General features: G+C 51.8%; 15 protein-coding genes. 5 read left to right on the forward strand and 10 right to left on the reverse strand.

Features of this window, described 5'->3' with window-relative positions; translation table 11 throughout:
• Window positions 1-73: 73 nt before the first annotated feature.
• Complete coding sequence (locus OGY13_RS10805) at window positions 74-838, reverse strand: TSUP family transporter (protein WP_003830447.1); 765 nt, start codon at window positions 836-838, stop codon at window positions 74-76.
• A 299-nt stretch (window positions 839-1,137) separates the two neighbouring features.
• On the opposite strand from OGY13_RS10805, the gene yjfY reads away from it, so the two are divergent.
• Window positions 1,138-1,413 carry a DUF1471 family protein YjfY gene (gene yjfY / locus OGY13_RS10810; RefSeq protein ID WP_003025668.1) on the forward strand — a complete coding sequence of 92 codons (276 nt, stop codon included), beginning with the start codon at window positions 1,138-1,140 and terminating at the stop codon, window positions 1,411-1,413.
• A 131-nt stretch (window positions 1,414-1,544) separates the two neighbouring features.
• Here yjfY and OGY13_RS10815 read toward each other — a convergent pair whose 3' ends face one another.
• Genes OGY13_RS10815 through ulaA form a run of 6 tightly spaced genes read right to left on the reverse strand, consistent with a single transcriptional unit; the run spans window position 1,545 to window position 5,955 of the window.
• The gene (locus OGY13_RS10815) at window positions 1,545-2,231 is read right to left on the reverse strand and encodes an L-ribulose-5-phosphate 4-epimerase (protein ID WP_020996261.1); all 687 of its coding nucleotides are present in this window, start codon (window positions 2,229-2,231) and stop codon (window positions 1,545-1,547) included.
• Window positions 2,231-3,085, reverse strand: a complete 855-nt coding sequence (locus OGY13_RS10820; protein ID WP_213752396.1) for an L-ribulose-5-phosphate 3-epimerase — start codon at window positions 3,083-3,085, stop codon at window positions 2,231-2,233. Before OGY13_RS10820 ends, OGY13_RS10815 begins: the two co-directional genes overlap by 1 nt.
• A 9-nt stretch (window positions 3,086-3,094) precedes the next feature.
• Window positions 3,095-3,745 (reverse strand): 3-keto-L-gulonate-6-phosphate decarboxylase UlaD, encoded by a 651-nt coding sequence (gene ulaD / locus OGY13_RS10825; protein ID WP_003025660.1) that lies wholly within the window; start codon window positions 3,743-3,745, stop codon window positions 3,095-3,097.
• Window positions 3,746-3,758: 13 nt separating this feature from the next.
• Window positions 3,759-4,226 carry a PTS ascorbate transporter subunit IIA gene (ulaC, locus tag OGY13_RS10830; RefSeq protein ID WP_006686330.1) on the reverse strand — a complete coding sequence of 156 codons (468 nt, stop codon included), beginning with the start codon at window positions 4,224-4,226 and terminating at the stop codon, window positions 3,759-3,761.
• Between the two features lie 10 nt (window positions 4,227-4,236).
• Window positions 4,237-4,542 (reverse strand): PTS ascorbate transporter subunit IIB, encoded by a 306-nt coding sequence (gene ulaB / locus OGY13_RS10835; protein WP_003025655.1) that lies wholly within the window; start codon window positions 4,540-4,542, stop codon window positions 4,237-4,239.
• A gap of 15 nt (window positions 4,543-4,557) precedes the next feature.
• On the reverse strand, window positions 4,558-5,955 hold the full coding sequence (gene ulaA, locus OGY13_RS10840) for a PTS ascorbate transporter subunit IIC (RefSeq protein ID WP_003830456.1): 1,398 nt from the start codon (window positions 5,953-5,955) through the stop codon (window positions 4,558-4,560).
• A gap of 367 nt (window positions 5,956-6,322) precedes the next feature.
• On the opposite strand from ulaA, the gene ulaG reads away from it, so the two are divergent.
• On the forward strand, window positions 6,323-7,387 hold the full coding sequence (ulaG, locus tag OGY13_RS10845) for an L-ascorbate 6-phosphate lactonase (RefSeq protein WP_003025649.1): 1,065 nt from the start codon (window positions 6,323-6,325) through the stop codon (window positions 7,385-7,387).
• 106 nt (window positions 7,388-7,493) lie between these two features.
• On the forward strand, window positions 7,494-8,249 hold the full coding sequence (gene ulaR / locus OGY13_RS10850) for an HTH-type transcriptional regulator UlaR (RefSeq protein WP_003025646.1): 756 nt from the start codon (window positions 7,494-7,496) through the stop codon (window positions 8,247-8,249).
• Here ulaR and yjfP read toward each other — a convergent pair.
• Window positions 8,246-8,995 carry an esterase gene (yjfP, locus tag OGY13_RS10855; protein WP_213752397.1) on the reverse strand — a complete coding sequence of 250 codons (750 nt, stop codon included), beginning with the start codon at window positions 8,993-8,995 and terminating at the stop codon, window positions 8,246-8,248. The genes ulaR and yjfP overlap by 4 nt on opposite strands.
• A gap of 181 nt (window positions 8,996-9,176) precedes the next feature.
• Here yjfP and bsmA point away from each other — a divergent pair, with 181 nt between their 5' ends.
• Complete coding sequence (gene bsmA, locus OGY13_RS10860) at window positions 9,177-9,506, forward strand: biofilm peroxide resistance protein BsmA (protein ID WP_057066585.1); 330 nt, start codon at window positions 9,177-9,179, stop codon at window positions 9,504-9,506.
• A gap of 147 nt (window positions 9,507-9,653) precedes the next feature.
• A complete protein-coding gene (gene yjfN / locus OGY13_RS10865; RefSeq protein WP_079939047.1) occupies window positions 9,654-9,929 on the forward strand; it encodes a DUF1471 family protease activator YjfN in 276 nt (91 codons plus the stop codon).
• 86 nt (window positions 9,930-10,015) lie between these two features.
• On the opposite strand, the gene OGY13_RS10870 is transcribed toward yjfN, so the two are convergent.
• Together OGY13_RS10870 and rlmB are read right to left on the reverse strand one after the other, a co-directional pair.
• Entirely contained in the window at window positions 10,016-11,638 is a 1,623-nt protein-coding gene (locus OGY13_RS10870) for an isovaleryl-CoA dehydrogenase (RefSeq protein ID WP_213752398.1), read from the reverse strand.
• A 120-nt stretch (window positions 11,639-11,758) separates the two neighbouring features.
• Window positions 11,759-12,490: a 23S rRNA (guanosine(2251)-2'-O)-methyltransferase RlmB gene (rlmB, locus tag OGY13_RS10875; protein WP_003830482.1), complete on the reverse strand. Its 732-nt coding sequence runs from the start codon at window positions 12,488-12,490 to the stop codon at window positions 11,759-11,761.
• Window positions 12,491-12,562: the final 72 nt, after the last annotated feature.

Genomic DNA, 12,562 nt, shown 5'->3' on the forward strand with positions numbered 1-12,562 from the left:
AAAATGACGCGTCATAATACTGGGGTCAGCAGGTAAACTCAAGGTGCTTGTACGATTATTTATCATGTCGCCATTAATACATATCCAGCAGCATTTTGATGCTGATACAAATGGAGACAATGACAATCATGGGTCGGATGACTTTCTTACCGCGCGTCAGTACGACTGTCGCACCAAGACGTGCGCCAAGGGATTGCCCTGCAAACATCACCAAACCCAGCGACCAGATCATTTTACCGCCGAAAATGAAGAACAAAATCGAGGCGATGTTCGACGCCAGGTTAATAAAATTCGAGTGGATTTGCGCTTTATCAATACTGTATCCCCACAGCAGAATATAGCTGAGGGTATAAAAGGAACCTGCCCCAGCACCGAGAAAGCCATCATAAAAACCAATACATCCCCCACCGATCAACGAGAAGAGAAACAGGGATACCTGCTGCTTTCTTTTCGGTTCGCTAAGGTTTGGCGCAAAAATAAAGTAAATGGCGACAGCGATAATCAGGATTGGGAGCAGTTTCTTCAGCAGTTCCGGTTCAATGAACTGGATAAGCGTCGTTCCCAGCGCAGAACCGATAAAGGCAGATAAAAACACATACTTGTGCTCCTGCACGTTGATATGTCCTCGGCGTAAAAAGTAAATTCCGGAGGTCAGCGAGCTACCCAGAGCCTGAATTTTATTGGTTGCCAGCGCATTAGCCGGGGGTAAACCAGAAATTAAGAGTGCGCCAATAGAGAGAAATCCACCACCACCCGACACCACGTTAATAAAGCCAGCCACCAGCGCGACCATAAACATAACCACGAAATAGCTGAAATCCATGAATGAAGTATCCATAAGTTTTTGCCTTATTATCATAAAGTTATATTAATTATCCGGCTCACTATAAACGGCGTACTCACCCGATTAAATTGACTATTTGGTAAGAGCTTTTGCGCGAAAGGCAGGTATTTTTTCACCGCAGCGGTTTACACCAGCAGACTGTTAATTAAAGAAAAGATGGTTATGCGGTAATTTTTTGAACAACTGCATCAGAAATGGTCGCTATCGACTGCGCTGGTAGCGGTTAAAATTACATCAGAAGTTAATCACTCACAGGAGAGAGGCAACCAGAGACCGCAGTCGAGGAGGTACATATGCGAGCCCGTGTTTTGACCCTTCTGGCTGTGCTTTTGCTCAGTGCAAATGCAACGGCAGCCATCAAAATTGATAACCATCAGGCCAGGAACATGGATGATGTGCAGAGCTTAGGCGTCATTTACATAAATCATAACTTCGCCACTGAAAGTGAAGCCACTCAGGCCCTGAATGAAGAGACCGATGCGCAAGGCGCAACCTACTACCACGTGATCCTCACCAGGGAACCCGGTAGTAACGGAAATATGCACGCCAGTGCAGATATTTATCGTTAACACCAGAAATAACCAACGAGAACATTGCCACAGTTTGACTTGCCCCCTTCACTGGGGGCTTTTTTTGCAAAACAATCCCGAAGCCAGACCGATCTCATCCCCATGAAGAGTTGGCTCCGGAACGTTTTTTCCTACTTCTGCCCGTAATAGGCATTTGGGCCGTGCTTACGCATGAAGTGCTTATTCATCAGATAACTGTCGATAGCGCTGAGTGCCGGATTAATGCCACGCGCAATCCATGCCATTTTTGCCACCTCTTCCATCACCACCGCGTTATGTACCGCGTCATGAGCGTCTTTGCCCCAGGCAAACGGGCCATGCTGGTACACCACTACGCCTGGCGTATGCAAAGGTTCCACCTCCCCCAGCGTTTCAACAATCACCCTGCCGGTATTCAGCTCATACTCATCCTGAACTTCCGCTTCAGTTAACGCCCGGGTGCAGGGGATATCACCAAAGAAGTAGTCCGCATGCGTCGTGCCTAGCGCAGGAATTGCCAGACCTGCCTGCGCCCATGCCGTCGCGTGGGTTGAGTGGGTATGCACCACGCCGCCAAGAGAGGAATAGCGACGATACAGCGCCAGATGGGTGGCGGTATCGGAAGAAGGACGATAGCGTCCTTCCACCACGTTGCCGTGCAGATCCACAACTACCATGTCGTCCACTGTCATTGTCTGGTAGTCGACGCCGCTGGGCTTAATCACCACCATCCCGCGTTCGCGGTCGATGGCGCTGACATTACCCCAGGTAAACGTCACCAGCCCGTAGCGCGGCAGATCCATATTAGCCTCAAAAACCTGCTGTTTGAGTTTTTGCATTACACCGCCTCCACCAGACCGGCGCTGACCATACGCGCTTTCACCCAGTCGCGCGCCTTCGCCACTTCACGAGCCGGATCGTCCGACGTTTCACTCCACATCTCAATCAGGTATGGCCCGCAATACCCACTCTGTTTGAGCGTCGCAAAACAACGTTCGAAATCGACAACCCCTTCACCAAACGGCACATTTTTGAATACGCCGGGTTTGGTATCTTTCACGTGTACGGCAACGATATGGCCCATTCCCGCCTGCAGCTCCATCTGCACATCGTTGTCCCACGCCGACAAATTGCCGATATCGGGATACAGCTGGAACCACGGATTGTTGAGATAGTGAGCGTATCCCAGCGCCTTACTGATCGAATTCATCAGTGGATAATCCATGATTTCCATCGCCAGCGTCACCTGTGCACGGCTCGCCATCTCTACGCTTTCTTTCAGCCCATCGCGAAACCGACGACGCGTTTCGTTATTGGCCTGCTGGTAATAGACGTCGTAACCGGCCAGTTGAATAACGCGAATACCGATATCCTGCGCAAACTGAATCGCTTTACGCATGATCTCCAGCCCTTGTTCGCGTACCGCATCATCTTCACTGCCCAGCGGGAAACGTCGATGAGCGCTCAGGCACATGGACGGCACCCGTATCCCTGTCTCGGCGATAGCGGCCACCAGCGCCAGTCGCTGCTCGCGGTTCCAGTCAAGACGCGCCAGGCGAGCGTCGGTTTCATCAACCGACATTTCGACAAAGTCAAAGCCCAGTTCCTTCGCCAACTGCAAGCGCTCCAGCCAGCACTCCCCGCCGGGGAGTGCCTTTTCATAAATACCGAGCGGGACCTGTTTCGACAACATAGTCGCTCCTTATCCCCACAGCTGGGCGATAGAACGTTTGAACTGACGGGCCGCTTCCACCGGAGAGGCGGCATCACGAATGCTGCGACCGGCAATAAATACGTGAATCGGAATTCCCTGGAACAGCGGCAGATCTTCCAACGCCAGACCGCCGGTGACGGTGACTTTAAAGCCCATCTCGGACAGGCGTTTGATCGCGCTGATATCCGCCTCTCCCCACGCCACACCTGCTGCCTGCGCATCACGGCTGCGGTGATACACAACTTGCCCAATGCCCGCGTCACGCCACTCTTGCGCCTGCTCCCAGGTCCAGTAACCCGTCAGTTCAATCTGTACATCACCGTTAAATTCTTTCGCCACCTCCAGTGCCCCCTTGGTGGTGTTGATATCCGCACAGCAGATGACGGTGACCCAGTCAGCGTTGGCTTCGAAACACATGCGGGAGAGGATTTTTCCCGCATCGGCAATTTTGGCGTCCGCCAGCACAATTTTATGCGGGTAAAGCGCCTTTAGATCGCGAACGGCGCGCACGCCCTCTGCCACGCAAAGAATAGTGCCCACCTCAATGATATCGACCTCTTCGGCAATCAGACGCGTCGTTTCATACGCGGAAGACATTGATTGGTTATCCAGCGCAACCTGCAACATAGGTAATGACATTTTGTGTATCCTTTTAAACAGCCGCCGCAGTGGCGTTATCAATTAAATCCAACACTTCCTGCGCGGTGCGACAGGCGCGTAAACGGTCGAAATTGGCTTCGTCATCAAAGAGATTCACGATCTGCATGATGCCCACTTCCTGATGAGTGTTGGCATCAACTGCCGCCATCGTTATCAGAATATCGACCGGGTCGTTATCTTCGTGGTTAAACACCAGCGGCGTTTTCAGCGTCACCAGCGCAAAACCGGTTTTCTTAACTCCTTCCTCCGGACGGCCGTGCGGCATTGCCAGGCCAGGCGCAATCACAAAGTACGGGCCAAACTGCTCAACGCCATCAAGGATGGCCTGGTAGTAGCGTGGTTCAACCACATCGGCCTTAACCAACAGATCCACACCAAGCTTTACCGCTTCCTGCCAGGTACTGGCCTCGGCTTGCAAAAGGATGGAATTATTGTCTGCCAGCGAGTCACGTAATTTCATATGCCGCCCCTTACTTCACGTCCTGTGGGAAATGCGCTTTGATCACTTCCAGCAGTTTTGGTCCAAAATCGGCAGGAGACAGCATGTTGCGTACGCCAACGACATATTTATTGCCAGAAACGGTAATCTCACCGGCGATATGCGTAGAAGCGATGATGATATCCGCACCGCTCAGTTCACTTTTGTATTCACCCACGGCGCAGCTGTTTACCGTATGGTCAATATTTGACTGGGTTAAAAACTGGTCCACTTTCATTTTCATGATCATGGAACTGCCCTGCCCATTGCCACACACAGCCAGAATACGTACGGTCATAATCGGAACTCCTTATTAAGCAGAGTGTTCTGCCAGTTGTTTTTCTGCGTCTTCCTCAGCGCGCAACGTGCGTCCTGCGAAAAACATATAAGCCAGTGCAATCAGAATAATGACGGCCATAAACACGATGCCGATGGAGGCAAAGCCTTGCATCATCGGCGGTGCCAGAATTGACCAGTCCGCCATGCCCATCCAGGCGCTCATACCGGTGAGTTTCACCGCCCAAACGCAGCCGAAGATTTCTATCATCCCCATCACCAGGCAAATCTTGAGCGCCGCGCGCCAGCCGCCAAAGTGGTTAGCAAATACGCCGATAGTGGCGTTCGAGAAGAACATCGGGATAAAGCCTGGGATAATCAGGATGGAAGAGCCGCAGGCAACCAGAATACCTACTGCAATCAGTTGGCCGATGGTGCCCCACATAAAGCCCCAGACAACCGCGTTGGGGGCAAAGCTGTAAATCGCTGCGCAGTCGATAGCCAACACCGCGCCGGGGATCAGACGTTGAGAGATACCGTTGAACGCTTCTGAAAGTTCAGCAACGAACATACGTACGCCCTGGGTGATGATGAAGATAGCGACAGCAAACGAAAAACCGGTTTGCAGGATATAGACCGTCCAGTGGGTTTTACCCGCCATCGCCTGAACCACATCTATGCCGAAAGAGAGCAGGATCGCCCCGAAAAAGATGGTCATCACAATCGCGGTGGAAACGATGTTGTCATGGAAGATATTCAGCCAGCCTGGCAGCTTGAGATCTTCTACGCTCTCCTCTTTCTTACCCAGATACGGCGCGACTTTGTAAGCAATCCAGGAGGCGAACTGCTGCTGGTGACCGATGGAAAAACCACAGCCGTCAGTTACTTCCTGCGTCGGTTTGTACATCATATTGGAGGTAATGCCCCAGTAGAGCGACACCAGCACCGCGGTACAGATGATGGTGGTCCACATCGGGTAACCAAAGATGTAGAAAGAGACGGCAATCAGCCCCGCCTGCTGGAACATGATGTGCCCAGTCAGCATGATGGTTCGAATGCCGGTAATACGCCGTAGCAGTACGTAACAAATGTTCAGCGCCAGCGCTAACAGTACGGCGTACCCTACCCAACTGTAGGCATCACCCATTCGTTCGATGGTTGCCATCATGGAGGCATAGGTATCGGAGATCGCGCCATTGATACCGTAAACCTCAGACATCTTCGCCACCACCGGTTTAAACGTGCTGGTCAGAATGCCCGACCCTGCCTGCAATAACATAAAACCGATAATCGTTTTGATCGTGCCTTTGATAATGACGCTGACACTTTTACGCAACAGGATGTAGCCGAGGCAGGTCACAATACCCAACAGCAACGGTGCATTGGTCATGACCTGATTAAAAAAGACGGTAAAGATGTTGTAGAGGATCTCCATAACGATCTCCAGTAGACGAAGTTGCTGAACATTCATTACAGATGCCCAGGATGTTGTGCCCTCACTCTAATTTTCAAAAGTAATCACAACAAGATTGAATTTGATTAAATGTGATGAAGTACGCAAATAATTCTCTTACTTGCAGAGTGGATTTACTTCAAATTCATACACGTCAAAATAAATTCATTTAAAACAATAAAATACAAAAATACATTTCATATAAACCCTCTTGTCACGTTGTAATTTGTTCACATTTTCCCATTCAACACCAAAAATCAGCGCATTGCCTTCTTGAGAAAATGATGTCAGTATCAATCAAAACAAATCATAATTTGATTCAACTTGAACAAACATGAAGGTAATTGCGATGAGTAAAGTAAAAAGCATCACGCGTGAATCATGGATTCTGAGCACATTCCCGGAGTGGGGAAGCTGGCTCAATGAAGAGATCGAGCAGGAACAGGTCGCACCTGGCACTTTCGCTATGTGGTGGCTTGGCTGTACCGGAATTTGGCTAAAGTCTGAAGGCGGAACTAACGTCTGCGTCGATTTCTGGTGCGGTACGGGTAAACAGAGTCACGGTAACCCGCTGATGAAAACCGGTCACCAGATGCAACGCATGGCGGGCGTGAAGAAGCTGCAGCCAAACCTGCGCACCACGCCGTTTGTTCTTGATCCGTTTGCCATTCGTCAGATCGATGCGGTGCTGGCCACGCACGATCATAACGATCACATCGACGTAAATGTTGCAGCAGCCGTCATGCAGAACTGTGCCGACGACGTGCCGTTTATTGGACCGCAGACTTGTGTGGATCTGTGGATCGGTTGGGGTGTACCAAAAGAGCGCTGCATCGTGGTAAAACCTGGCGATGTGGTGAAAGTGAAAGATATTGAAATTCATGCGCTTGATGCGTTTGATCGTACGGCATTGATCACGCTTCCTGCCGATCAAAAAGCGGCAGGCGTGCTGCCGGATGGTATGGATGCCCGCGCCGTAAACTATCTGTTCAAAACGCCGGGCGGTACGCTTTATCACAGCGGTGATTCACACTACTCCAACTACTATGCAAAACATGGCAATGAGCACCAGATCGACGTCGCGCTCGGATCCTACGGCGAGAATCCACGGGGAATTACGGACAAAATGACCAGTTCCGACATGCTGCGTATGGCGGAGGCCCTGAATACAAAAGTGGTGATCCCTTTCCATCACGATATCTGGTCAAACTTCCAGGCCGATCCTCAGGAGATCCGCGTACTGTGGGAGATGAAAAAGGATCGGCTGAAGTATGGCTTTAAGCCTTTTATCTGGCAGGTGGGTGGCAAGTTCACCTGGCCGCTGGACAAAGATAACTTTGAATATCACTATCCGCGCGGCTTTGACGACTGCTTCACGATTGAACCGGATTTACCGTTTAAATCGTTCTTGTGATCCACACAAAATGCCGGGCCATCCCGGCATTTTTTCCCATTTACTTTAGTATTTCCAGGCTATTTCAAATATCATCTTTTCAAATCAATTTGTATCGGAATAGCTCATGACTGAAGCACAAAGACATCAAATATTGCTGGATATGCTGGCGCAGTTGGGCTTTGTTACCGTTGAGAACGTGATTGAGCGTCTGGGGATTTCACCCGCCACAGCACGCCGGGATATCAACAAACTCGATGAAAGCGGCAAACTCAAGAAAGTCCGCAATGGCGCAGAAGCTATTACCCAGCAGCGACCGCGCTGGACGCCAATGAATCTGCACCAGGCACAGAACCACGATGAAAAAGTTCGCATTGCCAAGGCGGCATCCCAGCTTGTGAATGCGGGTGAAAGCGTGGTGATCAACTGCGGATCGACAGCCTTTCTGCTGGGTCGCGAAATGTGCGGCAAGCCGGTGCAGATCATCACTAATTATCTGCCGCTGGCGAACTATCTGATCGACCAGGAGCATGACAGCGTGATCATCATGGGAGGGCAATATAACAAAAGCCAATCCATCACGCTTAGCCCGCAAGGCAGTGAAAATAGCCTGTATGCCGGGCACTGGATGTTCACCAGTGGCAAAGGGTTGACCGCGGACGGACTGTATAAAACCGATATGCTGACCGCGATGGCGGAGCAGAAGATGCTTAACGTGGTGGGCAAACTGGTGGTGTTGGTCGATAGCAGTAAGGTCGGTGAACGCGCGGGGATGCTGTTCAGCCGCGCCGACCAAATCGACATGCTGATTACTGGCAAAAATGCAAACCCAGAGATTCTGCAACAGCTTGAAGCCCAGGGCGTGAGCATTATGCGCGTTTAAAGGTGCTGGCGGAAAAACGTCACTGTTGCGGCCAACGCTTCTGGCGTGATGCGATGTCGTACGCCCGCTTCCCACAGGCAGATCAGATTGTTGTCCAAACCTGCCTGAATCAGCGCTTGCTGTAAGCGGAAGGTTTCAACAGCGGGTACAACATCATCATCCTGTCCATGCCACAGCAGCAACGGCCTGTCAGCGAGGCGTGGTAACTGATGCGTAACATCCCATTCGGCAAGCGGGGCGATAACGGCATCAAATTCCGCCTGCTGCTCTGGGGTCTGAACCAGTAAAGGGGGAAAAAGCGTCTGCGCAAGCCGGGTAAAATAGCCTGAACCCATCAGGCTGGCTACACATTTAACCTCGGGATGGCGCGCCATTATGCCCAATGCTGTCATTCCCCCCATCGACGCCCCACCGACGGCAAGCCGCTCATCTGAAAGCCAATTTTCCGCCACCAGCGCCGCACGTAACGTCGTAAACTCCTGCATACTTTGCTGCAAAATATGCCAGAAGCGGTGCATTCGCACCTTGGCATCGCTTTTGAAGCGAGCGCCATGGTCGGGCGCATCTGGCATGACGACGCGGAACCCGGCCTGAGCCAGCGCAACGGCAAAATAGCTGTAAACCAGACTTGAAGATGTAAACCCGTGATAGAAGATAATACAAGGGAGTGAACATTCGCGTTTGCCAGCCGGAACGGCGTGCAGGACAGGGATACCCGCCAACTGTCGTGTTTCAATTTCGATCATTTGTCGCCTCTTTCTTTCTGGTATGCCATGCAGCAATACTTAACGCAAGCGAATGTGTTCGGCAATGATTCATAATGTTGAGAACTGGGTTACGCTTTCGCAACATTTTCATTCGAAAATCGCGTGAGAGATAACAATTCGGGAACATTCCCCTAAAGGGAAATTAATAAGGCACTACACTATGGCTATCAGGAAACGAGATAGAGTTATGCGTCGGTTTGCCTCTTTGTTGTTGGTTATGTTTTTAAGCGCCTGTAGCGTGCTACAGGGAACGCCGCAACCCGCACCGCCCGTTGCCGACCACCCGCAGGAGATCCGCCGTGACCAGAGTAATGGGTTACAGCGATTAGGGACGGTTAGCGCACTGGTAAGAGGCTCTCCGGATGATGCGCTGGCAGAGATCCGTGCCAAAGCCGCCGCGGCTAAAGCTGATTACTACGTGGTTTTATTAGTGGATGAAACCATCGTGACAGGCCAATGGTATTCACAGGCTATTTTGTATCGTAAATAACATTGGGTTGAAATTTAGTCAGCTTTACATTGCTTTGCGCCCCTATGCGTTTACCTGTGCACAATAAACCAACAGCAGGAAGCTTGAGGTTTATTATCGCGATGGAATGCCCTGCCGTGTGTAGGGGTACGAATAATGGAGCTGACGATGAAACAATCACTTGCCTTATCCTCACTGCTGCTTTCTGCCGGACTGGTAGATACTACGGCGCAGTCTGCCGAGTTCGCCAGTGCTGACTGTGTTACGGGCCTGAATGAAATTGGCCAGATATCTGTCAGTAACATTGCAGGAAATCCGCAGGATGTAGAACGTATAGTCGCGTTAAAAGCGGATGAACAAGGTGCCTCATGGTATCGGATCATTCAAATGTACGAAGATCAGCAGCCCGACAACTGGCGCGTACAGGCCATACTCTATGCTTAACACATTGCCGGATGGCGTAAACTTATCTGAGCTACAGTGAACTGTAGACATGATAAGACGCGAAAGCGTCGCCATCAGGCATATTATTACCGTAATCCCCCCGTTGCCCGCAGAAGCAAATCGTTCAGCACCTGCTCAGACAATCGTAGTCCCCCCCGCGTATCAAGCATCATTTGGCACCAGGCCTGCGCCACAGGTGGAGAGGCATAGCGCAACATCTGCGCCCCGCAACCGAGCAGGAAAAGCTGCTGCGTAATCTCCCGCCCCAATGCCTCGCTGGGTTTACGTAAACGCTGCTGGAGCTGACGTACCATTCGATCGTAATGTCGGTCTTGCCCTTTGACTTCCGCAAAGGCTTCACTGAGCATCTCGTATATGCCGGGTTGTTTGGTCAGTACTCGCAACACATCAAGGCACATAATGTTGCCAGAGCCTTCCCAGATACTGTTTACCGGCATTTCACGATACAAACGCGGCAGCTCGCTCTCCTCGCAATAGCCAATCCCACCCAGCACTTCCATCGCCTCTGCCACAAATGGCATACCGCTTTTGCAAACGGAGAATTTCGCCGCTGGCGTGAACAACCTGGCCCACAGCGCTTCTTTAGCATCAGCACGACGGTCCCAGGCCCGCGCCAGTCGAAACAGTAACGCCGTTTGACCTTCCAGTTGTAGCGCCATCCGACCTAACACTTGACGCATCATCGGCTGTTCAATCAATGGCTTGCCAAAGACCTGCCGCTGGTGCGCATGGTAAATCGCGACGGAAAAAGCACGCCGCATCATACCGTGACTACCGAGCGCACAGTCAAAACGCGTCATCCCCCCCATTTTCAGGATATGGCGTATACCTTCCCCTTCGTCACCCAATAGCCAGCCAATCGCATCGTGGAATTCAACCTCGCAGCTGGCGTTGGAGCGGTTGCCTAACTTATCTTTCAATCTCTCAAGACGGATAGCATTACGCTGCCCGTCAGGTAAAAATCGCGGCACAAAAAAGCAGGATAATCCCCCCTTAGCCTGGGCCAGCACTAAATGGGCATCGCTTTGCGGCACGGAGAAAAACCACTTATGTCCCACCAGCCGATACGAGCCGTCAGCAAGACGTTCTGCCTGAGTGGTATTGCTCAGCACATCTGAACCACCCTGTTTCTCAGTCATGCCCATGCCGATAAGCAGCCCACGCTTTTGCCCACCTGGCAGTAAATGCGAGTCATAACGGTCGCTTAGCAGCGGCGTAAGCCAGTCGTGAAAGGGGGCGGGTAACATCTGAAGTAACAGCGGCGTGGCGGCAAAAGTCATGGTCACCGGACACAACGTGCCAGCCTCCACCTGCGCATGCAGCATGAAACGGGCCGCCCGGGCAACAAATGTTCCCTGCCTCGCATCTTCTTCCCAGGCCAGATTATGTACGCGGTTGGCGCATAATCCCTGCATCAGCAAATGCCAGGCAGGATGAAAACGCACATCATCCAGCCGCTGCCCCTGCGGGTCGTAGCGCAACAGTTCAGGTGGAAAAGCATTGGCCAGACGGCCCAGTTCGAGCGACTCGGCAGTCCCTAGCTGCTGACCAATACTGGCGAGAAGATCGCTGTCCCAACCAGCGCCTTCGCGGATAACCGCTTCGCACAGCGCGCCATCGGACAAATATAAGTTACTGTTATTGAGCGGTACAGGTTGGTTAAAAACGGTATGCGTTTGCCAGTGCATTGTGTCTCCCTCCTTCAATGGCCGTCGCTTTAAGTATGGTCAGCCAGACAAGAGAGTGCCTGGGATTCAGGTCACAAAAAAGCCATCCCGAGGGATGGCTTAAGAGACATAGAGAATGAATTAGCCGCGCTGGCGGACGGCTTCAAACAGGCAGATACCCGTCGCAACTGAAACGTTCAATGACGAAACGCTCCCTGCCATCGGGATGCTGATCAGTTCGTCACAGTGTTCGCGAGTCAGACGGCGCATACCTTCACCCTCTGCGCCCATCACCAGCGCCAGACGACCGGTCATTTTGCTCTGATAGAGAGTATGGTCGGCTTCACCTGCGGTTCCGACGATCCAGATATTCTCTTCCTGCAGCATACGCATGGTGCGCGCCAGGTTGGTGACGCGGATCAGCGGTACGCTTTCTGCCGCACCACAGGCCACTTTCTTCGCCGTCGCATTCAACTGTGCGGAACGATCCTTCGGTACGATTACAGCATGTACGCCAGCGGCATCGGCGCTACGCAGGCATGCGCCCAGGTTATGCGGATCGGTGACGCCATCGAGGATCAAAAAGAACGGCTGATCGAGCGTAGCAATCAGATCCGGCAGATCGTTTTCCTGATACTGACGGCCCGGCTTCACGCGAGCAATAATCCCCTGATGTACCGCACCCTCGCTTTTCTCATCCAGAAACTGACGGTTAGCCAGTTGAATGACAACACCCTGTGCTTCCAGTGCGTGGATCAGCGGCAGCAGGCGTTTATCTTCACGACCTTTGAGAATAAAGACGTCCTGGAAGCGCTCAGGCGCACGTTCCAGCAGGGCCTGCACCGCATGGATGCCGTAAATCATTTCACTCATGAATGTACTCGTTAATAGTTTATGCGTAACGCCGGGCAACGCAAAGGTTGCCCGACTTACAGTCTATGGCTG

This window comes from Citrobacter sp. Cpo045 (assembly GCF_030332875.1).
In the GTDB taxonomy this organism is placed as follows: Bacteria; Pseudomonadota; Gammaproteobacteria; order Enterobacterales; family Enterobacteriaceae; genus Citrobacter; species Citrobacter portucalensis.